Here is a 22,008-nt window from a genome sequence, read left to right on the forward strand (position 1 = left end):
TCTTAATACAACATTTGTGAGGTGTTTACTTTGTGGACTTGGCATGCTGAAAGACCAGTTGGTACAATTGTGATTGTACATGGTGCTAGTGAATATCATGGCCGGTATAAATGGCTGATCGAAATGTGGCGAACTGCAGGCTATCACGTCATCATGGGTGACCTGCCTGGGCAAGGGACATCAACACGTGCGCGCGGCCACATCCGCTCTTTTCAAGAATACATTGATACAGTTGATGAATGGATCGAACATGCGAAGTCATTCAGGCTTCCTACATTTTTACTTGGGCACAGCATGGGTGGACTCATTTCAATTGAGTGGGTCAAGCAGTACACCCATACGAAGATTGATGGCCTTATTTTATCATCACCTTGTTTAGGTCTGCAATTTAAACCGAAGAAGCTGATGGATTTTGCATCAAAAGGTCTAAATATGCTTGCTCCGTCTTTTAAAGTAGAGTCCGGGCTGTCTATTGAACTTGCCACACGAAATCAGGCCGTTATTGAGGCAGATTCAAATGATTCACTTTATGTGACAAAGGTGTCTGTTCGCTGGTATCGAGAGCTGATCAAAAATATCGATGCGGCAATGCAGCCAACGAATGTCTTTCGGTCGATTCCGCTCCTCTTAATGCAGGCGGGCGATGACAAGATCGTAGATAAAACGAGAGTGATCAAATGGTTCAATGGCATTGAATCATACAATAAATCATACCGTGAATGGGAAGAGCTGTATCACGAAATTTTTAATGAACCGGAAAGAGAAGATGTGTTTAGGGCGGCAAGAGCCTTTACAGATCAGTATATTTGATTGTGAGCTTAAGTTGGGGGTGGATTGATTTGTCAGTACCAGAGCGTCCTTTTGCACTGATGACGAAGGTATATAAAGATATTTTTCCGCTTGTTCATCAGGAGCTGAAAAAGTGGCGGGCTCATGCAGAAATGATTGAAAATGAAGAACTGAGAACGCAAGCGCTAGCGAGCATATCCAGTAAAACCTTTCACTGTGAAGGCGGAGGAATTTTATCTCTTTTAGCAGGTGAAGCGAAAGAAACGTGTATTGAATTCATTGTGGCGTATCAAACCATCAGTGATTACTTAGATAACCTATGTGACCGCAGTACGTCGCTTGATCCAAAAGATTTTCATATGCTGCATCAAGCGATGAGAGATGCGCTTAATATTCAAGCTGAGCTCAAGCCATATTATCAATTCCGTGATGATCAAGAGGATCATGGGTATTTACATGCGCTTGTCCGCACATGTCAAGACGTGCTGTCACGCCTAGAGCATTATCCGGTCATTCAGCCGTATTTACACACGCTGTGTGATTATTATAGTGATTTGCAAGTACATAAGCACGTGGTTCCTCATGAACGTGTGCCTCGATTAGAGTCATGGTTTCGCCAATATGAAAAGGATTTGCCGAAGATGGAATGGTACGAGTTTTCAGCATGTGCAGGATCAACGTTAGGCATTTTTTGTCTTGTGGCGTATGCACTTCAGCCTGATTTTACAGAAAAGCAGGCGAAGCAAATTTACGAAAGCTATTTCCCTTATATCCAAGGTCTGCACATTTTACTGGATTATTTAATTGATCAAGAAGAGGACCGACTTGGGGGCGATCTGAATTTTTGCTCATACTATGACTCTCATCATGAGATGATGGACAGACTTCAGCATTTTATCGAAAAAGCGGATGAGCAGCTGAAAGGCATCCCGCACGAAAATTTTCACAAGCTGATTAACAGAGGGTTACTGGCGGTCTATTTGTCCGATGAAAAAGTGACAGCCCAAAAAGAGATGAACAAGCTGGCAAAAAGGCTGATCAAATCAAGCGGGAAAACGTCGTTCTTTTTCTATATCAATGGAAGAGCCTATCGGACCTATCAGAAAATGCCTTGGATGAAATCTTCATAAAAAAGCTCAAATCCATTAGGATTTGAGCTTTTTTTCAATCGCTACCACAAAGGGTGGGTCGTTATGAATATTCATGTATTGATAAGACAAGACTTGTACTTCTTCATGATGAAGAGACCTGCAATAATCAAGAAGCACTTCTTTTTCTTTTTTTCCTTCGGGATGACCGTGGTAAATGACAAGAACGATCAGACCTCCTGGCTTTAGCCAGTCAATAAGCTGTTTGATCGCTTCAATGGTCGTATGAGCATGAGTGGTGACGGTTTTATCGCCTCCGGGCAGGTACCCAAGGTTAAAGACTGCACCAGATATGTGCCCGTAAACATCCGTTGGTAAGTGATTAGCCAGTTTTTCATGTCCATCGTGGATCAGGTGAACGTAAGGATATTGCTCACCAAGCCTTTTGCTTGTTTGCTTTAAGGCCTCCTCCTGAACGTCGAATGCAAAAACTTGTCCTTCTTTTCCTACAAGATCAGCTAAATAGAGTGTATCGTGGCCATTTCCCATCGTTGCATCAATGACGATATCGCCTTTTTTACAAGCACGTTCTAACAGCTCTTTACTAAAAGGGAGCATGCGCTTTAAAATCATTTGGCCGCTTCTTCCAATCTGACGAAACGTTTGCCTTGATAGCTGTTTCGTCTTTCAAGCTCAGCATTAATGGCATTCAGTACTTCCCACTTATTTACACTCCACATCGGACCAACCATTAATTCAATTGGACCATCGCCTGTAATACGATGAATAATCATTTCTGGCGGAAGGATCTCCAGTTGATCACAAACAAGCTGAACATATTCCTCCTGGCTTAAAAACTCAAGCTTGCCTTTTTCGTATTGCTTGACCATTGGGGTTCCTTTTAAAAGGTGAAGCAAATGAATTTTGATTCCTTGTACATCTAGATCAGCGACAGCCTTGGCTGTTTCCATCATCATGTCCCGGTTTTCAAGAGGCAATCCGTTAATGATATGCGAGCAGACACGAATTCCGTGTTTTCGCAGTTTTTCTACACCTTCTACGTAGCATTCATAGTCATGGGCACGGTTGATAAGCATAGCTGTCCGTTCGTGTACGGTTTGAAGGCCAAGCTCTACCCACAGATAAGTGCGCTCGTTTAATTCAGCTAAATACTCCACAACGTCATCTGGCAGACAGTCAGGTCTTGTCGCAATAGATAAACCAACCACACCATCCAGGTTCATGACGGTTTCGTATTTTTCTTTTAAGACAGGAAGCGGCGCATGTGTATTTGTATACGCCTGGAAATACGCCATGTATTTTCCGTCTTTCCATTTTGTGTGCATCCGGTCTTTGATTTCATTAAATTGAGTGATGAGATCATCAGCCCGGTTTCCTGCAAAATCACCAGACCCAGCGGCACTGCAAAATGTACAGCCTCCGTGGGCTACAGTACCATCACGGTTTGGGCAATCAAAGCCACCATCTAAGGCGACTTTAAACACTTTATGACCAAAGTGCTCGCGCAAATGATAATTCCACGTGTGATAACGTTTTTCGCTGTTTGAATATAAAAAAGGGTTATGCTGATCCAAGTCAGTAACCTCCTTGCATAATAATAGGCATCCTAAAAGTTTAACAAAAATCACGAAGGAGGACAATTGAATCTGTCCAACATTTTCTTTAGTGAAAAAGCTTTACCTGGGCAAAATAGGCGGGAGCGATGATGAAATGGAGGGAATGCAAGATGGCAACAAGAAAGTCGATCGATGAATTTATGCAAAAAAGTACTGAAACCCTTGAGTTTGCAAGTGAACAATTTGATTTAAGCTCACGCCAAGAGCATTATAATGAGGACGAATTTTCAAAAGCGCAGCTTATGCTTGAGGAAGCGGTAAATGAATTAGAAAAATTAAAAGATGTAGCCAATGAACAACAAAGAGAGCGATTAGACAGGGCGCGTGTTCAAATTCAAAGTTTGCAAAATCAAATGATTTTAGGTATTTCATACGATAACGAATGATGAACAGATCCTTCTTTTAAGGGTCTGTTTTTTATTTTTTTGAAAAGCTATTGACTTTTCAGTCGGGTGTCTATATTGTATTAATTGTACTATATCAACTAATACACTACAGACACATAAAAGTGAAGAAAGGTGTTCAACCATGAAAAAAGAAAAAAACCCAATCAATTTGAAGTGGATGGTGCTGGCTGTTGCGTTAGCATGTACATTTTTTTTCGTTCTCGTTTTCATTGGTTTTGAAGTTCAAAAAGATTTTATACCCAATTCGGTCCCTTTAATGCAAGGACATGATCAAGCGATAGGACTGCAAAAGCATGAATGAGAAAAGAGGGAGCCATCATGATTCAAATAGATCCAAGAAGCGCTGCGCCAATATATGAACAAATCATTGAGCAGTTGAAAATTTTGTGCCTAAAAGGTGTGATGAAACCTGGCGACAAACTGCCTTCTGTAAGAGAGCTGGCCACCATCATCATCGCCAACCCAAACACCGTCAGCAAAGCGTATAAAGAGCTTGAGCGGGAAGGGATTATTGAAACACTAAGAGGCCGCGGTACGTATGTAACAGAAGGTGCCCAATTAAAGCTGAATGAAGGGAAGGTGCTCGAGATGAAGGAGCAATTAAAACAACTCATCATAGAAGCTCATTATGCCGGTATTGACATTCATCAACTCAAAGAATGGCTAGAAGAGATCGGCTCAAGTCTAAAAGGAGGAAAACAAGTTGATTGAGGTCAGAAATGTATCGAAGAAATTAAATGGCCGCGAAGTACTCAGTGACGTTTCCTTCAAGATAGGCGAAGGAGAGATCTTCGGTCTGCTTGGCCGGAATGGCTCAGGAAAAACAACACTTCTCAGATTGATTCAGCAAATTCTTCTTCCGGATGAAGGAGAGATTTATTTTAAAGACGTACTGGTGAAAGAACATCCCTTAGTCAAGCAAAATATTGTATATATGCCGGTCGTGAACCCTTACTTTGACAGGTACAATTACGGACAGCTAGTACAGCTGTTAAAGCAAATTTATCCGAAGTTTGACGTGACATATGCCAATGAGCTGGTGAACCGTTATGAGATTCCGGAAAAAGTGAAATATCGTGAATTGTCGACAGGTTTAAAGAAACAGCTGTCATTAATTTTAAGCTTTGCCATCAAACCAGCGGTCATTTTGTTAGATGAGCCGACAGATGGGATTGATGCGGTCACTAGAAACGACGTTCTTCAGCTGATGATTGATGAGGTGGCAGAACGACAAACGACGATTTTAATTACCTCTCACCGCTTAGAGGATATTGAGCGTATGTGTAATCGAATTGGATTTTTAGAAGGCAATCAACTCACAAGTGTCATGGATTTAGATGAATTAAAGAATGACTATGTCAAAATCCAAATGGCATTTGAAGAAGATATGAATTTAAGTATTAGAAAAAAAGGCGTCTCCATTTTAGATCAAGCAGGTGTTTTCTATACAGCGCTTGTGCTCAAAACAGATGTAGAGGCAAAAGAGTATTTGAAATCATTACAGCCAAAAGTATGGCATGAACTGCCTGTGAATTTAGAAGAAGTATTCATTGCGAAGTTTGGAGGGAAACGCAGATGGTAAAGCGGCAATTATTATTTAAGGAATGGAAGCAATCAGAGCTGACATTTATTTTAGTGATGCTTGTTGCAGTGTTTGCGACGCCCTTATCCTTTTTAATGGGATACTCATCCTTTCATACTTGTTTAAATGATCCGACGTGTACAACAGTAGATAATTATTTTTACTATGATTTTGGTTCAGACATTTTTATAACCCTTTCCTGGACGATGGGTTTGTTTTTTGCGATTATTCAGCTGGGATATGAAAGAAATAAAGGACAAATGGATTTCACTTTATCCTTGCCGTTTAGCAGAAGTACCATCTATCATACAAAGTTTTTTCTGGGTGCCGGGATTATCGCGTTCATTCATATATTCTCATATGTCTTAACTTACTTTCTCATATTAGGCATCCAACCAAAGGAGACATTCGGGTTTAATAGCGGGTATTTCATTGCGCTTGTTTCGTCCTTGATGATTTATAGTTTGTGTTTCGCAGCAGGTACTTTAACAGGAAGCGCGATTAGTCAAGCAATTGTCACGTTCAGTACAACTATTTTACCCTATTTATTAATTGCGCTTCCGATGTATCATTTAGACTTTATTTTGAAAACAAATAGAAATTGGGTTGATGAAAGCTTTGACCACTTTATTATGCCAATCTCACCAATTACTTATATAACTGACCGTTTTCAATATCGAGATCCAAGTGATTATCCAATTTGGTTCACTAGTGAAGAATTCATCGTGCCAATTGTTATGGTGATAGTATTTTATCTCATTGGTCTGTTTAGTTTTATGAAACACCCAATTGAACGAAATGGCCGCTTCTTTCTTTACTCAAAAATGGATAGACCGATTCAAATTATGGTGATTGTCTTTGGTGTTCTAGGGTTTGGCTGGGTTGGATTTTCGTCAGATAATTCAATGTTTGGTTATATCGCTGGCATGTTAATCGGTGGAGCTGTAGGCGCACTGACAAGTTATTTCTTGATATATCGAAAAAGATAAACAGAGAGAGTAGGGGAGTAGAGATGATTCAGATTCAAGCGTTAGATCATATGTTTAAAATTGGTAAGAAGGGCAGAGAAAACGAAATTCCTGTGCTCAAAGGCATTGACCTATCCATCAAAAGAGGCGACATTGCTTGTATCGTCGGACGAAGTGGCTCGGGGAAATCTACCTTATTAAATTTAATTTCAGGATATATTACGCCAACGAGCGGACAAATTGTCATCGATGGAACCAATGTGACTGGCTTTAATGAAAAAGAATGGGCGGACTTTCGTTTAGATCATTTTGGCTTTATCTTTCAAAGCTTTCAATTGATCGGGAGCTTAACAACGTTTGAGAATGTTGAACTTCCGCTCACTTTAAAAGGTGTGAAGCCTTCTGAACGTAAGGTGAAAGTAAAAGAAATGCTCAAACGAGTAGGCCTTGAGCATCATGCAGGGCATTATCCAAATGAGTTGTCAGGTGGACAGCAGCAGCGTGTGAGTATTGCAAGAGCTTTGATTTTAAATCCATCTATTATTTTAGCCGATGAACCAACAGGCAGTTTGGATTCAGAAACCGAAGGAGAAATTCTAGCCTTTATCCAGCAGCTCAATCGTGAAAAAGGAATTACATTTGTCATCATTACACATGACGATGAAGTCGCTTCAATCGCAGACACAACGTTCCAGCTTCATGATGGTGTATTAAAGAAAGGGGGACAGTCCATTGAAATTTAGAGATCAGGTCAAATTCATTAGAAGAAACATGAAGAAAAATAGATTGCGTGTGTTTATGACCATTCTTGCGACCACAATGGCATGCTCTTTTTTAATCGTTCTAGCGTCTGTCGGTTTTGGTCTGCAAAAATCGGCTCAAGATGAAATCATGAAGCAGCAAATCATCACAGAAATTAAAGTGTTAGGTAAAGAAAAAGGAGACGTCAAGGTTGATGATTTAAAGAAATATGATCATGTGAAATCTGTTGTCTCAAGAACGTCTCTCAATCCATTGTTAAATGTTGAGCTCGATGACCGCTCAAGTGAAACGCAGGTTGCTCTGACGGATATGAAGGAAGAAAAAGAAGCAGGGCTTGAGCTAGACAGAGGAAAAGTCCCAACATCAGCGAACGAAATTGTGGTCGGGTATCATATGGCAGAACAACTGTGGACGGAAAAAGAACGCAAAGACTATGAAAAAGAAGTAAATCAGACGTCAAATGGTGAAGAATCACCGAAAGAGCCAAAGGGCTATACGAAGGATATTGTAAATAAAGTCATTCAAATCAAGGTGCCAAAACTAAATGAAGAAAATGAAGTCGTCAAAGAAAAAACATTTGATTTCCGTGTAGTAGGCGTAATGAAAAAGCCGAATTTGGAGTGGCAGCAGGATCATAAAATTCTCATTCCGAATGCTTATGAAAAAGAATTTGGTCAAATGCTGGATATGTCTCCTGAAGCCGGCAATGTCGACAAAATGACCTCTGTCTATGCAGACAAATTCGACAATGTCGGTGCGCTCACGAATAAACTGACAGATGAGGGCTACCAAGTCATCTCTGTGACGAACCAGCTTGAAGGAATGGATATGTTCTTTACGGTCTTCAAAATTGGACTCATTTTTGTCGGATGTATTGCGGTCATTATTTCTGCAATTGGTATTTTCAATACGATGACAATGGCGGTAACAGAGCGAACACAAGAGATTGGTATTATGAAAGCCATTGGCGCGAATCCATCCATTATCAAGCGAATGTTTCTCATGGAGAGTGCTTATATTGGGGTGATTGGATCGATCATCGGTATTATCATCTCGTATATCATTAGTTTTGCCGTCAATTTAATTATTCCATCCATTTTGTCTTCCATGTCTGAGGGAGGGTCAAGTGATCAATTCTCAATTACCTTCTCCTATATTCCGCTAAGTCTTGTGATCACAGCGACAGTGATTAGCGCAGGGGTAGCGATTATATCTGGACTCAACCCAGCACGTAAGGCAACGAAAACGAATGTATTAACCGCATTAAGAAGAGAAATTTAAAAAGAACCTCCTGTTCCCTAGCGGGCTGACAGGAGGTTTTTGATCGTGAAGCATAGCTATTGCTTAGGTGCCCTGTAACCTGCTCGCTCTGCCTCTTCTACGGAGCAGAACAGTTCGGTTACATTTTTTGTTCGTGAGTAGTATCTGCTGCCCGGTGTATGATAAATGCCATTCACACTCCCTTTGATGTTACAGGCGGCCGATTCTTTTTTTGTTTCCTTTTGTGACTCATGCCCGCCCGTATTCGTTCCCTCATCCTTAGGAGCGGAGCGCTGGACGGTTGAGGATTGAGTTTCATTATTTTTTTTCTTGTTTTCTTTTTTGAGTGTTTCGTTGCTAGAGGTCAGCTTGTCTATTTTCTCTTCAAGCTCTTGAATGGTCTCCTCTTGCTGTTTGACTGTTTCTTTTTCTGAGGTGATGTTTTCTAGCTTTTTTGACAGTTTTTCTTTTTCTTTTGTCGCGTCTTTTAAAGAGGATGTAAGCGCCTCTTTGTCTTCCTTCAGGCGAGAATTTTCAGATGCTAATTGTTTTTGATCCTTTAACAGCTGTTCGGAAGTTGAATCTGCTTGTGCCTTAGGAGCATCGACGGCCACAAACGGTAACGACATGATGGAGAAAACGAGACCAATGATCAAAAAAGGATAAAAGAGTCCCTTTGAAAAAATCCTTTGGTTCTGGTGTTTGAATAAGAAGAAATTAGCGGCATATCCTATGGCGAAACAAAAGCATAAAAGACCTATGATGAGTAAAAAGATCATCTAGCAGCCCCCCTAAATCTCTATTTACACCTATCATACCTCATTTTTCCATTTTGTAGAGTGATTCAAATAAAAAAACTGTTACACAGGGTTTTCAGCGTGAAGACAAACCCTCACATTCGCTCCGCTTCAGTGCTCGCTCTTCCTAGACTTCAAAGGTTTTCAAATCACGCTAAAAAAAGACAAAGGGCTAAAATAAGCATCATTTTAGCCCTTTGTCTATATGTTGAAAACCCTGTTTACACAGGGTTTTCAGCTAATTGCAATCCTTTAATAGCTTCTTTTACCGTCAAATATGTGATGGTATGTTGGAAATCTGTATCCAAGTCTTTCATTTTCATCGCAAGCTGTGGTTTGATCCCTGTGATAATCAGTTCGGTTCCAGTTAAACTGAGAAGATGATGCAGCTTGAAAATGCGTCCTGCAACGGAATCATCGAGATCGATTAAGCCAGAAAGATCGACAATTAAATAATCATCCTTTGAATCATCTAATATACAAGTTAACTTCGCAACAATGGCATCAAAGCGTTCTTCAGATAGTTTTCCAATGAGTGGTAGAGCAGATACACCATTTTTGATTGGGACGATTGGCGTCGAAAGAGAGGTGACTTCCTGTAAGGAATCTTCTAGGAGCTGTTCATATTCTTTCTGTTTCGTAATATCCTTTTGAAAGCCAATGAAAAATGTTTTGTCATCTTGTTCAATGTATAAAGGATCTATATTGAGTTCATTCCAAAAAAAAGTGCCGTCTTTTTTATAATTTTTTAGCTGTGTGGTAATAGGTGTTTTATTCTGTATTCCATGACGTATTAAATCAAGCTGTTCTTGATCTGTGTCTTTTCCTTGGAGGAATCGACAATTACGCCCAAGAATCTCATCTGGTTTGTATCCAGTCATTTGTGTAAAGCCATGATTCACATAAACGATAGGGTTATCCTCTAAAGAAGGGTCTGTAATGATAACACCAATTCGCGCATGATCTAGCGCTTTTTTTATGAGTTCCTGCTGTTTTTGCAAGCCGAAGATGTTCGTGCTGACCATATTACCCTCCTTTGCTGCTGCTATCAGACATTTAAAATGGTTTCTTTTCAACCAAAATAATTCTTTATAAACGTAACATAACATATGTTCTGTTTCAATGATTGCAAACGCTTTGTTAAATTTGTCATCATAGTTTGTCCTCCATTAGAATAGAGTAAGTAAGGAGACTTTTCTTTAGAAAAAGAAGGAATCAATTGCTCATCATTCATAAAATGACAAAAATAGTTAATATGGATCAGGCAAAAATGATTCCAATGCATCAAGATTGTTTTTGGGTCATTCACATATAATGGAAGAAACAAGCTTTTTTTCTTCGTTAGAGAGAATAGACCTTTTACATGGATTATGACGGAACAGCAGAATGGCATTACAGGGGGCTGGACAGCCTGAAGTCGCTTTACTATTCTAAGGGCTTTAGGAAGGTGATGAAAATGCTGCAACAAGTCATTATTGCTTGCGCCATTGGAGGGGTCATGGGGATTCTCGGTCACGTAAAGAAAAAAGGCAGGCTAGAGAAGCCCAGAATGACAAAAAAGTTTATTTACCTAGGGTTTATTGAAGATTGGCTCGTTGGGATGATTGCCGCTACACTGCTTGTCTTATCCTCAAATCCCGATTCTAGTCTGCACTTGGTCATCTTATCAATTATTTCAGGTTACGGAGGAGAAGCAGTTCTGCGAAGCTTCGATTTTGTGAGAGAACAGCGTTCACAGGATGCAGACTCCAACCGTCATAACCGATCTCCACACGAATAATATCCTCTACTTTACCCTAGTCTAGGGTACATTCCCATTGTATACAAACCTGCTTGCACTTATGATCATAATTCTATAAAATACTACTTAGATGACGGTTACGATAAGAACAGTGAAGAGGAGTAGTAGGAAAGCAGTATTTGTCTTTAGAGAATTGACGGCTGGTGAAAGTCAATCAAATCTGCTTCTGAACTCGCCTCAGAGTTGCAGTTGTGTTAAAGCTTCTGTCGCATGTCTGCGTTAAAGATATTAAGCGAGCGTAGGAACAGCAAGTTACGCTAACAAGGGTGGTACCGCGGGAACCAAAAAATCTCTCGTCCCTTTCCGGGGATGAGGGTTTTTTGTTGATTTTAGAAAAATCTGAATTCTTGCAGTGGTCATCTGAGCAGATAAAGCCGTACATATTAAAGGAGGTTTTCATATTGAGTTTTCAGCATCGGGAAATTGAAAAGAAGTGGCAGGATTATTGGCTGACACATAAAACATTCGCCACATCTGACTCGGAAGGTAAACCAAAGTTTTATGCGCTTGATATGTTTCCATATCCATCAGGAGCAGGGCTTCATGTTGGGCATCCTGAGGGCTACACAGCAACGGATATTTTATCACGTATGAAACGTATGCAGGGATATGATGTTCTTCATCCAATGGGATGGGATGCCTTTGGTCTTCCAGCGGAGCAGTATGCACTGGATACAGGAAATGATCCGGCGGTCTTTACAGAAGAGAACATCAATAACTTCCGCCGCCAAATTCAATCTTTAGGATTTTCGTATGACTGGGATCGAGAAATCAACACGACAGATCCTAATTATTACAAATGGACACAATGGATTTTCTTGAAATTGTATGAAAAAGGATTGGCGTATATCGATGAAGTACCAGTGAACTGGTGCCCAGCGCTCGGCACGGTCCTTGCAAACGAAGAAGTCATTGATGGAAAAAGTGAACGCGGAGGGCATCCTGTTGAAAGACGTCCAATGAAGCAATGGATGCTGAGAATTACGGCATATGCGGACAGGCTGTTAGAAGATTTAGAAGACATTGATTGGCCTGAAAGCATCAAAGATATGCAGCGTAATTGGATCGGACGTTCTGAAGGTGCGCATGTTCACTTTGAAGTAGAAGGACATAACGAACAGTTTACCGTTTTTACAACGCGTCCTGATACACTATTTGGTGCAACGTATGCGGTGCTTGCACCAGAACATGCGCTTGTTGGAAAAATTACATCAGCTGCTCAAAAAGAAGCAGTGGATGCGTATATCAAAGAAATTCAATCTAAGAGCGACTTAGAGCGGACAGATCTTGCTAAAACGAAAACGGGTATTTTCACAGGTGCGTATGCCATCAATCCATTAAATGGTGAAAAGATGCCGATCTGGATTGCAGATTACGTGTTAGCTACTTATGGAACGGGAGCTATTATGGCGGTACCTGCCCATGATGAGCGAGATTATGAATTCGCTAAGACATTTGATCTTCCAATTAAAGAAGTTGTAGAAGGCGGAGACATTGAAAAAGAAGCTTACACAGGTGATGGAAAACACATTAACTCTGACTTCTTAAATGGCTTAGGGAAAGAAGAAGCGATTGAAAAAGCCATTGCATGGCTTGAAGAACATCAAAAAGGTGAAAAGAAAGTCACGTATCGTTTAAGAGACTGGCTATTCAGCCGTCAGCGTTACTGGGGTGAGCCAATTCCAATCATTCATTGGGAGGACGGAACATCTTCAGCTGTTTCAGAGGAAGAGCTTCCACTGATCTTGCCTAAGACGACTGAAATTAAGCCAAGTGGAACAGGTGAATCACCTTTAGCCAATATAAAAGAGTGGGTTGAGGTTATAGATCCTGTTACAGGTAAAAAAGGACGTCGTGAAACCAATACAATGCCGCAATGGGCAGGCAGCTGCTGGTACTTCTTACGTTATATTGATCCACATAACACGGAAAAGCTTGCATCTCCTGAAAAGCTAAAGAAATGGCTTCCGGTTGATGTGTATATTGGCGGCGCAGAACATGCCGTACTGCATCTTTTATATGCGCGCTTCTGGCATAAATTCTTATATGATATCGGTGTTGTCCCAACAAAAGAGCCTTTCATGAAATTGTTCAACCAAGGAATGATTCTTGGCGAGAATAATGAAAAAATGAGTAAATCAAAAGGGAACGTAGTCAACCCAGATGACATCGTAGAATCTCATGGCGCGGATACATTAAGACTTTATGAAATGTTCATGGGACCTTTAGATGCGTCAATCGCTTGGTCTGAAACAGGACTTGATGGCGCTCGCCGTTTCCTTGACCGTGTATGGCGTTTATTCACAAATGAAGATGGCTCAATCAGTGACAAAGTGACGGAGCAATCCGGCGGTGCATTAGAACGCAGCTATCATGAAACAGTGATGAAGGTGACAGATCATTATGAAGGCTTACGTTTCAATACAGGAATTTCACAATTAATGGTGTTTATCAATGATGCCTACAAGGCTGATACACTGCCGAAAGAATATGCAGAAGGCTTTGTGAAACTTCTTTCTCCAATTGCACCGCATTTAGCTGAAGAGCTTTGGAATAAACTTGGTCATGAAGGGTCGATTTCTTATGAAGCATGGCCGCAATATGACGAGTCAAAGCTTGTCGACGATGAAGTGGAAATTGTCGTACAGCTAAATGGTAAAGTGAAAGCAAAATTAACCGTTCCTGCTGACGCAACAAGGGAACAGTTAGAAGAACTTGCAAAAAATGATGCACGAGTAAAAGAACAGCTTCAAGGAAAAACCATTCGTAAAGTGATTGCGGTCCCTGGTAAGCTTGTCAATATTGTTGCGAACTAATGACTACACCCATCGGTAAAAACCGGTGGGTGTTTGTTATTTCCCGGGACATAATTTTGTCGAAAACAAGGGGATTCCCCTATTGATCTCGTATTTTAAAAGTTGATTAAGAAAATGAGGAGTGACGTCAATGGAAAAGGAAAGCAAACGTGAACAACTGCTCAGTCTGTTAGGAGAGATGCCAGAACGCCATCGCGTGGAGGCTTATACGTTAAAAATTGAAGAACGTGAATCTTACTTAATCGAAACACTCATTCTCTCTATTCATGGCGTAGAGGAAGTGCCCGCTTATTTTGTGAAGCCGAAGGATACAGTGAAAAAAAGACCGGTTGTGTTGTTCCAACATTCTCATGGCGGGAATTACATGGATGGGAAGGACGAGTTGTTAAAGGGTGCTCATTATTTGCAAGCACCTTCATACGCAAAAGAGTTCACGTCAAAAGGATATAGTGTGCTGGCAATTGACCATGCAGGCTTTGGTGAAAGAAGGGGTAGAACGGAAAGTGAAATTTTCAAGGAAATGCTTTTAACTGGAAAAGTGATGTGGGGCATGATGTTGTATGAAAGCATGTGTGCAATCGATTATTTGCTATCTCGGTCCGATGTGCTGCCAGAGCGGTTAGCCGTTTTTGGGATGTCAATGGGTGGTCTTCTTTCATGGTGGACGGCTGCGCTTGATGAGCGGGTCAGTGTGTGTATCGATCTTTGCGCACAGGTAGATCATCACACATTGATTGAAACGAACAATTTAGACCGGCACGGCTTTTACTACTATGTACCGAGCTTAGCCAAGCATTTTACAGCAGCGGATATCCAGGAAATGATTTTTCCAAGACCTCATTTAAGCTTGGTTGGAAAACTCGATCAGCTCACGCCTGCTGAAGGCGTTGGGCGAATTCAAAAGGTATTGAGTCAAACCTATCAAACTGCTTCATTGAAAGAACGGTATCAGCTTGTTGGTCTTCATGCAGGTCATTTTGAAACAGCGGCTATGCGTCACGAAGCAACACGATTTTTGAAAAAGTGGCTGTAATCAATAAAAGGCTTGGACATACTACGCCAAAAGGAAGGAGGAGACATATGAAAAAAATCACCATCATTGGCGGATGCGGTGTGATCGGACGTCTTTTAACAAAAGGGCTCTCTTCTGAGTACAACATCAACATCATTGATCAAACAAGCTGTGTAGAGAAAGTCATTTTAGCGGATGCAACGAATGAACAGGAATTATATCAGGTGATTCCGCGAGATACAGATGTCCTCATTCATCTTCTGAACATGGACATGACGCATGACGTGATGAATGCAGAGGAATTCACAAAAATGAATGATGTTTTTTGGCGGAGCACCTATCATATGTTTCGTTCAGCGGCTCGGTTAAGCATACCAAAAGTCATTTTTGCAAGCAGTAACCATGTGACCGATCGTTATGAAAAGGATGGTCAATCCTTACTAAGGCGAAACATTACGACTGACGATGTGCCTGCGACAAAAAATGTGTATGGCATTTTAAAATTTGCCTCCGAACAGCTAGGACGTTTATTCCACGATCAAACGGGGATGTCTGTCATCAATTTGCGGATTGGAACCGTTGTGACAGATGAAATGGAGGAATTACACAAGAAAAAAAGAACGAAAAGAACGCTGCTTTCACATGAAGATCTTGTTGGGATGACAAAGGCAGCGATTGAAACGGAAGTTCCCTTTGGGACATATTATGCCGTATCAGAAAACGAAGAAAAGCCTTGGTCCACTGAGAAAACGAAGCAGGAGTTAGGCTACAGACCAGATGTCAATACGACGGAAATCCTTGAAGAAAATGATCAGGCATAGGGCATAATCATGTCATTAGCTTATGATCTTATTCTTTTGTTTCAAGAGCATAAAAGCACGACTGGCATAATGATCTGTTTGGTCTGTCAAGATGATTATAGACGCTTTCTCCCCCCGTTTGTTACATTTTAATCACGATATCGTCACAGGCAGCAGCTTATTTTCAGACGAAATGATAACGCTTACAAAGAAAGGGCGTGATGAACATAGACCGTTCTCTTAAAGGCCGATTGTTCAATTTATTTAATTACTCTTTTCTACTCATGTTCGCATTAATATGTGTGCTCCCGTTCATCCATGTTATTGCCGCCTCTTTTGCTACGGTAGAAGAGGTCATCACGAAGAAGTTTATCTTGTTCCCGGCAACGTTTTCTCTTGAGGCATACCGATATATCTTCTCTACTGATATTGTGTATCGCAGCCTCATTGTGTCCATTCTCGTCACGCTCGTTGGAACAGCTGTCAGCATGTTTTTGTCCTCTCTCATGGCATACGGGCTGTCTCGCCAGGAGTTAAAAGGCCGGAGAACACTTATGTTTCTCGTTGTCTTCACGATGCTGTTTAGCGGAGGGATGATCCCGACGTTTATTGTGGTGAAAACACTTGGGCTCCTTGATACCTATTGGTCACTCATACTACCGGTCGCCATCAATGCGTTTAATTTGATCATTTTGAAAAACTTCTTTCAAAACATTCCTGCAAGCCTTGAAGAATCAGCTAAGATGGATGGCTGTAACGATTTAGGGATCTTCTTTAAAATTGTGCTTCCTCTTTCTTTACCAGCCATTGCGACGATTTCACTTTTTTATGCCGTGACGTATTGGAATACGTACATGACCGCCATTCTGTATTTAAATGATTCGGTGAAATGGCCGATTCAAGTACTACTGAGGCAGATTGTCATTGTATCGAGCGGAATGCAGGGAGATATGTCGGATATGGGCTCATCCACACCACCGCCAGACCAAACCATTAAAATGGCTGTCATTGTCGTGGCGACCATTCCGGTTCTGCTTGTCTATCCATTTATTCAAAAGCATTTCAACAAAGGGGCATTACTAGGTTCTGTAAAGGGTTAAAAAGATGGAACAACGGAGGGATCTTATGGGGAGAAAGAAATTATGGTTGATAGCGTTTGTCCTGCTGTTTGCAGCAAGTGGCATTCTTTCAGCGTGCTCAAGTAAAGGCGCAAGCTCATCAGATGAGAAGGTTGATTTAGACAAAAAGGTGAAGCTGACTTGGATGGCCATTTTGTATCATCAGCAGCCGCCGAAGGATTCAGTATTAAAAGAGATTGAGAAGCTTACAAATACAGAGCTTGATATGACGTGGGTGCCTGATGCTGTGAAAGAAGACCGTTTAAATTCAGCACTTGCCGCAGGGAATCTCCCGCAAATTGTCACGATCCAAGACATTAAGAATTCGTCTGCTATTAATGCGTTCAGATCAGGCGTGTTTTGGGAAATCGGTCCGTATTTAAAGGATTATCCAAATTTAAGTAAGATGAACGAACTGATTAATAAAAACGCCTCTATAGACGGTAAGCTTTATGGAATTTATAGAGAGAGACCACTTTCAAGACAAGGGATTGTCATTCGAAAGGATTGGCTTGAAAATTTAAATTTGGATACACCAAAAACATTGGATGATCTTTATGAAGTAGCCAAAGCATTTACTGAAAAAGATCCGAACCAAAATGGAAAAGCCGATACGATTGGCTTTACAGATCGAAATGATTTGATTTATGGGGCATTTAAAACACTTGGTTCATATGAAGGAATGCCAACAGACTGGAAAGAAGAAAACGGCAAATTCACGCCAGACTTTATGACAAATGAGTATATGAATACAATGAAATACATGAAAAAGCTGCGTGACAATGGCTATATAAACAAAGATTTCCCAGTCACAAGTAAAACACAGCAGCAAGAATTATTCTCACAAGGAAAAGCAGGCATCTATGTTGGAAATATGGTAGATGCAGTGAACCTGAGGGATGATGCGACAGATAAAAACATGGAAGTGGATATTCTCAATCGAATCAAAGGCCCAGACGGCAAAGAACGTGTGTGGGCATCAGGTGGTCATAATGGCATCTTCGCATTCCCTAAAACAAGCGTTAAATCTGAGACGGACTTAAAGCGGATTTTGGCTTTCTTTGATCGCATTGCAGAAGAAGATGTGTATGGTTTAATGACTTACGGTATAGATGGTCAGCATTATAAGAAAGAAGAAGGAAATACATTTATCCGAGAAGAAAGCCAAGTGAAAAGCTGGCAGACAGATGTACAGCCGCTTGTCAGCCTTGTAGGGATGGATAAACGCTACTTAAAAAATAAAGGGGATGCGGTTCGTACAAAATACGAAGAGCTGGAAGAAGACAACAAAAACATCATCGTCGCTAACCCTGCTGAAAGCCTGTATTCAGAGACGGCATCAGAGCGAGGAAACGAATTGAAGAAAATCATCGATGATGCGACCTACAAGTTCATTCTTGGAGATATAAACGAAGAACAATTTAAGAAAGATGTAGAGAAGTGGAAATCAAATGGTGGAAATAAAATCATTGAGGAATATGAAGCTTCCTTTAAAAAATCATAAACAGAACACCCCCGCTTAGCAGAAAAAGCGGGGGTGTTTTCATTAAAAGTCGAAGTTGTCTGGATTAGGGCCAATCCGTTTGTTCTCATTTAAATCAGAAAGACGCTAGCATCTTATGGGGTCAGTCCCTCTTATGAGAGTGGGCCCTTTTTTGCATTATATTCCTTTTTTCTGGTCACGGTATTTCCCAGGAGTCGTACCTTCTAGCTTTTTAAAGGAACGGATGAAATTTTGCGGGTTTTTATATTTTAGCTTTTCGGAAATTTCTTTGACGGACATATCGGTTTCCACAAGCCAGTTTTTGGCGACATGATGTCTGTACGACGAGAGATATTCACTAAAGGAGATATCCATTTCCTTTCTGAAAATACTGCTTAAATAATTTGGGTTGTAATGCAGGCGTGTGGCGATTTCATCCAATGTGAGATCTGAGTCAAAATCTTGATGAATGATATGAATGATTTTTTCTGAGATATTTTTGTATTGTGAGTCCTCACGTGCACCAAGCTGGTCAATAATCGGCCGAATGATCTCATGTTTCAGCCATGCCTCTGTATCTTCAAAGGTTTTAAACTCAAAGATCGTATCATAGAGCATTTTGTTATCTTCGACTTCAAATAATTCAATGCCCAACAAATGCATCAGCTCAATCAAGTTGTTTAAAAAACGGGCAAGGGCGATATGGTATTCGTGCGGTCCAGCATTTTTAGAGAAAATGGATTGCAGGAGCACATGTAAATAGTGATCCGCCTTGCCTTGATCGCCAGCCTTAACCGCATCAAATAAATCATGCTGCAGCTGCTTTGGGAAATGGGTTTTAAATGTCTTTCCTTGCTGGATATGCTCATATAAGATAATGGACTTTTTCTCTGCTTTGAGTCTATATTTTAAGGCTTCTTTCCCTTCAATATAAGCATGTTTGGCCATGGTGAGCTCTTTAAATGGACGGCTGATACCGATGCTGATCGACAAACCAAGCTCTTCCTCAATACGCTGCTGAATGATTTCAGCTAATTGATTTAAATATTCAGTAAATTCCTCCTCTGACTTTGATTGATTTAGGATAATCGTTGTTTGATGCTGATTGACAACGGTTGGCTGAAGGTGCTCATCTTGCGGAATAATCTGCTCGATCAGTCCATTGATAGCAAATAAGAGCAAGTCAGCATCCTTTTTTTCATACGGTGTTCCTTTCAGCGTATCGATTTGGGTTACAAGCATGGATAAATGAGACCAGTCACGAGGGAAGTCTAAACTTTGGAATCGGTTGTTAATCTCTTCTTCCGTCAGCTTTCCAAGGAGCAGCCGCACCATAAAGTATTGCTGTAAGTGTGTCACTTGCTGCTCAATGCGTTCCTCTAAATCATTGTTTTGATCTTTCATTTGTTTAATACTCGACTCAATCAACTCGAATTCATTTTGGAATGGCTGCTTATGCAAAAATGATTCATTGCGTGCAAATGACTCGTATAATAAGCGGATTGGTTGATAAAAATGTCTGGAACCAAACCATGAAAACATCAATGAAAGCGCTAACAAAATAAAGCAAATAATAAAGGTGATCCACCCAATCGATTTCGTTTGCTGCTTGAGTTCTGGAATGGAGACAAAGGATAGGTACGTCCATTCGTTATAATCTGATTTTTGAAACGTAATTTGATAGTTCAGTTCATCAATCTGCATGTCAAATTGTCCTGATCGATTTTCAAGGGACAGCACATGCTTGACGAAATCTTGATTTTTCAAGGATTCACCGATTTGTTCTTTGCGATTATGTAGCAGCACTTTTCCGTTTGTGTCAATGACAAACATACTATCAGATTGAGAGAAATCAGGCATGTTGTCAGCAATCACGCAGCTCGGAATGCTGGCGACGGCGACCCCCTTTTTTTGGACACTGTTCATGGGAAGCTGTTTGATTAAGTTCACATTGTACTTGCAAAAGGACGCTTTTCCTTCTTTTGTTGCAACAAGGGGATTATTCTCTTCAAGTGCCCAGCTGGAGTGACTCGGAATATTGAGGTAAGAGGCTAACGCTTTTTCTTGGTCTCCGCTTGTGACATGATAAAGCCCGGAATTGTTCATGTACCAATCCTCTATTTTACTGACGAGTGTAATATTGGAGAGATCGGTGTCAAAGGTTTGCAGGTAGTTCAGTTCCTGCTGTACTTGATTATAAAGCTGGAATTGGTCTGGGTTTAAAGGTTCTGTCAGTGTTTGAAGGAGAGGCGGCGAACTGACATAGTGAGTGAGAGAATGATCAACTGTCTTTAAAATATGCTCAATATTGGACTGCGTTTGTTTGACGCTGTCCAGCTTTTCATTTGAGATATTTTCAAGCGCTGTTTTTTGCGAATGCTGATAAGAAAAAATACCGACAATGATAACAGGAATCGTACTAAGCATGAAAAAAAACGTCACAAGCTTGTAATAAAATTTATACTGCCTTCTTTTCATAAAACCCCCCATTTCAAACGAAACAATCTTTTCCCCTTAATTTATTAATCCAAAAATCTGGTAGGTTTGTCAATAATCATTTTCTGAGATTAGGATCATTTTCTCATGTTTTATGTAACGTTTTGAGTAGCTACACCTAAGAAAATATGATCTGTTGATATGATTGTAGACGGATTTTTCATCCTTAAGATACAGTGAACACATGCATCAGCATGAGGGGAGGCTTTATCAATGAAAACAGAGGATGTCACTGCCAAGGGTGTGCCTGCGGCAGCTTTAAAAAAAGAAAAGAGAAAGCGCTTACTCAATCAATTGCTTAGTCAAAAGTTTTTGTATTTAATGATTTTGCCAGGGCTCATTTATTTTCTTGTCTTTAAATATGTGCCTATGTGGGGACTCATTATTGCCTTTCAAGATTATCAGCCGTTTCTTGGCATTCTTGGCAGTGAGTGGGTTGGGTTCAAGCACTTTATTCGATTGTTTACAGAACCAACATTTTTCATCTTATTAAAAAATACGCTCATTTTATTTGCCATGAATGTCGTGATTTTCTTTCCAATTCCAATCTTATTAGCACTCCTTTTAAACGAGGTTCGATTGGCATTGTTTAAGAAATTTGTTCAGACGATGATTTATATCCCTCACTTCATGTCATGGGTGATTGTCGTGTCCTTATCTTTTGTTTTGTTAACAGTAGATGGTGGGTTAATTAATGAATTGATTGCTTTCTTTGGTGGAGAAAAAATTAACTTCCTCCTTAGTCAGGATTGGTTTAGACCGATGTACATTTTACAGGTGATCTGGAGAGAAGCAGGGTGGTCGACGATCATTTACCTTGCAGCGATTACGGCCGTGGACCCGCAGCTATATGAAGCAGCGAAAATGGACGGAGCCGGCAGACTGAGACAGATGTGGCATATCACCCTGCCTGCCATTAAAAGTGTCATTGTTGTTCTGCTTATTTTAAAAATTGGTGATACGTTAGAGCTTGGCTTTGAGCACGTCTATCTATTACTCAACGCAACGAACCGGGAAGTAGCGGAGATTTTTGATACGTATGTCTATACAGCTGGACTCAAGCAAGGACAATTCAGCTATAGTACCGCTGTTGGTTTATTTAAAGCAGCCGTTGGACTCATTTTGGTCATGCTGGCGAACCGTTTAGCGAAGAAATTTGGGGAAGAAGGTATTTATTAAAAAGGGAGATGAG

21 protein-coding genes and 1 other annotated feature are annotated in these 22,008 nt (G+C 40.6%); of the genes, 16 read left to right on the forward strand and 5 right to left on the reverse strand.

The window, feature by feature from the left end; all coding sequences use genetic code 11:
* The first annotated feature begins 30 nt into the window (after positions 1-30).
* Together R0K30_RS16355 and R0K30_RS16360 are read left to right on the forward strand one after the other, a co-directional pair.
* On the forward strand, positions 31-810 hold the full coding sequence (locus tag R0K30_RS16355; protein ID WP_410611714.1) for an alpha/beta hydrolase: 780 nt from the start codon (positions 31-33) through the stop codon (positions 808-810).
* A gap of 29 nt (positions 811-839) precedes the next feature.
* Positions 840-1,919, forward strand: a complete 1,080-nt coding sequence (locus R0K30_RS16360; RefSeq protein WP_410611716.1) for a tetraprenyl-beta-curcumene synthase family protein — start codon at positions 840-842, stop codon at positions 1,917-1,919.
* 15 nt (positions 1,920-1,934) lie between these two features.
* Here R0K30_RS16360 and mnmM read toward each other — a convergent pair whose 3' ends face one another.
* Entirely contained in the window at positions 1,935-2,510 is a 576-nt protein-coding gene (gene mnmM, locus R0K30_RS16365; RefSeq protein ID WP_099726794.1) for a tRNA 5-(aminomethyl)-2-thiouridylate-methyltransferase MnmM, read from the reverse strand.
* Positions 2,507-3,472: a tRNA modification radical SAM protein MnmL/YtqA gene (gene mnmL, locus R0K30_RS16370; RefSeq protein WP_017358356.1), complete on the reverse strand. Its 966-nt coding sequence runs from the start codon at positions 3,470-3,472 to the stop codon at positions 2,507-2,509. Before mnmL ends, mnmM begins: the two co-directional genes overlap by 4 nt.
* 152 nt (positions 3,473-3,624) lie before the next feature.
* Here mnmL and R0K30_RS16375 point away from each other — a divergent pair, with 152 nt between their 5' ends.
* The 7 genes from R0K30_RS16375 (at position 3,625) to R0K30_RS16405 (ending at position 8,514) form a co-directional block, all read left to right on the forward strand.
* Positions 3,625-3,900: a YtzC family protein gene (locus R0K30_RS16375; RefSeq protein WP_099726795.1), complete on the forward strand. Its 276-nt coding sequence runs from the start codon at positions 3,625-3,627 to the stop codon at positions 3,898-3,900.
* A gap of 142 nt (positions 3,901-4,042) precedes the next feature.
* A complete protein-coding gene (locus tag R0K30_RS16380) occupies positions 4,043-4,222 on the forward strand; it encodes a hypothetical protein (protein WP_099726796.1) in 180 nt (59 codons plus the stop codon).
* A 17-nt stretch (positions 4,223-4,239) separates the two neighbouring features.
* The gene (locus R0K30_RS16385; RefSeq protein WP_230031088.1) at positions 4,240-4,632 is read left to right on the forward strand and encodes a GntR family transcriptional regulator; all 393 of its coding nucleotides are present in this window, start codon (positions 4,240-4,242) and stop codon (positions 4,630-4,632) included.
* Positions 4,625-5,503 (forward strand): ATP-binding cassette domain-containing protein, encoded by an 879-nt coding sequence (locus R0K30_RS16390; protein WP_099726798.1) that lies wholly within the window; start codon positions 4,625-4,627, stop codon positions 5,501-5,503. Before R0K30_RS16385 ends, R0K30_RS16390 begins: the two co-directional genes overlap by 8 nt.
* Positions 5,497-6,492, forward strand: coding sequence for an ABC transporter permease subunit (locus R0K30_RS16395; protein ID WP_410611720.1), 996 nt, complete (start codon positions 5,497-5,499; stop codon positions 6,490-6,492). Before R0K30_RS16390 ends, R0K30_RS16395 begins: the two co-directional genes overlap by 7 nt.
* Positions 6,493-6,515: 23 nt before the next feature.
* Positions 6,516-7,214, forward strand: a complete 699-nt coding sequence (locus tag R0K30_RS16400) for an ABC transporter ATP-binding protein (protein ID WP_410611722.1) — start codon at positions 6,516-6,518, stop codon at positions 7,212-7,214.
* Positions 7,204-8,514: an ABC transporter permease gene (locus R0K30_RS16405; protein WP_099726801.1), complete on the forward strand. Its 1,311-nt coding sequence runs from the start codon at positions 7,204-7,206 to the stop codon at positions 8,512-8,514. The genes R0K30_RS16400 and R0K30_RS16405 overlap by 11 nt, the downstream gene beginning before the upstream one ends.
* A 56-nt stretch (positions 8,515-8,570) precedes the next feature.
* Here the strand turns inward: R0K30_RS16405 and R0K30_RS16410 are convergent, their stop codons facing one another.
* On the reverse strand, positions 8,571-9,272 hold the full coding sequence (locus R0K30_RS16410) for a sunset domain-containing protein (protein ID WP_410611725.1): 702 nt from the start codon (positions 9,270-9,272) through the stop codon (positions 8,571-8,573).
* A 239-nt stretch (positions 9,273-9,511) separates the two neighbouring features.
* Positions 9,512-10,315, reverse strand: coding sequence for a YtvA family blue-light photoreceptor (ytvA, locus tag R0K30_RS16415; protein ID WP_230031083.1), 804 nt, complete (start codon positions 10,313-10,315; stop codon positions 9,512-9,514).
* A gap of 425 nt (positions 10,316-10,740) precedes the next feature.
* On the opposite strand from ytvA, the gene R0K30_RS16420 reads away from it, so the two are divergent.
* The 6 genes from R0K30_RS16420 to R0K30_RS16445 all read left to right on the forward strand — a co-directional run bounded on the left by R0K30_RS16420 (position 10,741) and on the right by R0K30_RS16445 (position 18,341).
* Positions 10,741-11,070, forward strand: a complete 330-nt coding sequence (locus tag R0K30_RS16420; RefSeq protein WP_223249904.1) for a DUF4257 domain-containing protein — start codon at positions 10,741-10,743, stop codon at positions 11,068-11,070.
* Positions 11,071-11,173: 103 nt separating this feature from the next.
* Positions 11,174-11,395, forward strand: a binding site (T-box leader).
* A 97-nt stretch (positions 11,396-11,492) separates the two neighbouring features.
* Positions 11,493-13,907 carry a leucine--tRNA ligase gene (gene leuS / locus R0K30_RS16425; RefSeq protein WP_410611727.1) on the forward strand — a complete coding sequence of 805 codons (2,415 nt, stop codon included), beginning with the start codon at positions 11,493-11,495 and terminating at the stop codon, positions 13,905-13,907.
* Positions 13,908-14,037: 130 nt separating this feature from the next.
* Entirely contained in the window at positions 14,038-14,940 is a 903-nt protein-coding gene (locus R0K30_RS16430; RefSeq protein WP_367308355.1) for a dienelactone hydrolase family protein, read from the forward strand.
* A 47-nt stretch (positions 14,941-14,987) separates the two neighbouring features.
* On the forward strand, positions 14,988-15,740 hold the full coding sequence (locus R0K30_RS16435; RefSeq protein WP_230031081.1) for an NAD-dependent epimerase/dehydratase family protein: 753 nt from the start codon (positions 14,988-14,990) through the stop codon (positions 15,738-15,740).
* A gap of 200 nt (positions 15,741-15,940) precedes the next feature.
* Positions 15,941-16,819: a carbohydrate ABC transporter permease gene (locus tag R0K30_RS16440; protein WP_099726808.1), complete on the forward strand. Its 879-nt coding sequence runs from the start codon at positions 15,941-15,943 to the stop codon at positions 16,817-16,819.
* A gap of 25 nt (positions 16,820-16,844) precedes the next feature.
* Complete coding sequence (locus R0K30_RS16445; protein ID WP_410611731.1) at positions 16,845-18,341, forward strand: extracellular solute-binding protein; 1,497 nt, start codon at positions 16,845-16,847, stop codon at positions 18,339-18,341.
* A 156-nt stretch (positions 18,342-18,497) separates the two neighbouring features.
* Here R0K30_RS16445 and R0K30_RS16450 read toward each other — a convergent pair whose 3' ends face one another.
* Complete coding sequence (locus tag R0K30_RS16450) at positions 18,498-20,798, reverse strand: helix-turn-helix domain-containing protein (RefSeq protein ID WP_410611733.1); 2,301 nt, start codon at positions 20,796-20,798, stop codon at positions 18,498-18,500.
* A 231-nt stretch (positions 20,799-21,029) separates the two neighbouring features.
* On the opposite strand from R0K30_RS16450, the gene R0K30_RS16455 reads away from it, so the two are divergent.
* Positions 21,030-21,995 (forward strand): ABC transporter permease, encoded by a 966-nt coding sequence (locus R0K30_RS16455; protein ID WP_099726811.1) that lies wholly within the window; start codon positions 21,030-21,032, stop codon positions 21,993-21,995.
* The last annotated feature ends 13 nt before the right edge of the window (positions 21,996-22,008 follow it).

The organism is Bacillus sp. SIMBA_154 (assembly GCF_046536015.1).
Taxonomy (GTDB): domain Bacteria; phylum Bacillota; class Bacilli; order Bacillales; family Bacillaceae; genus Bacillus; species Bacillus pumilus_P.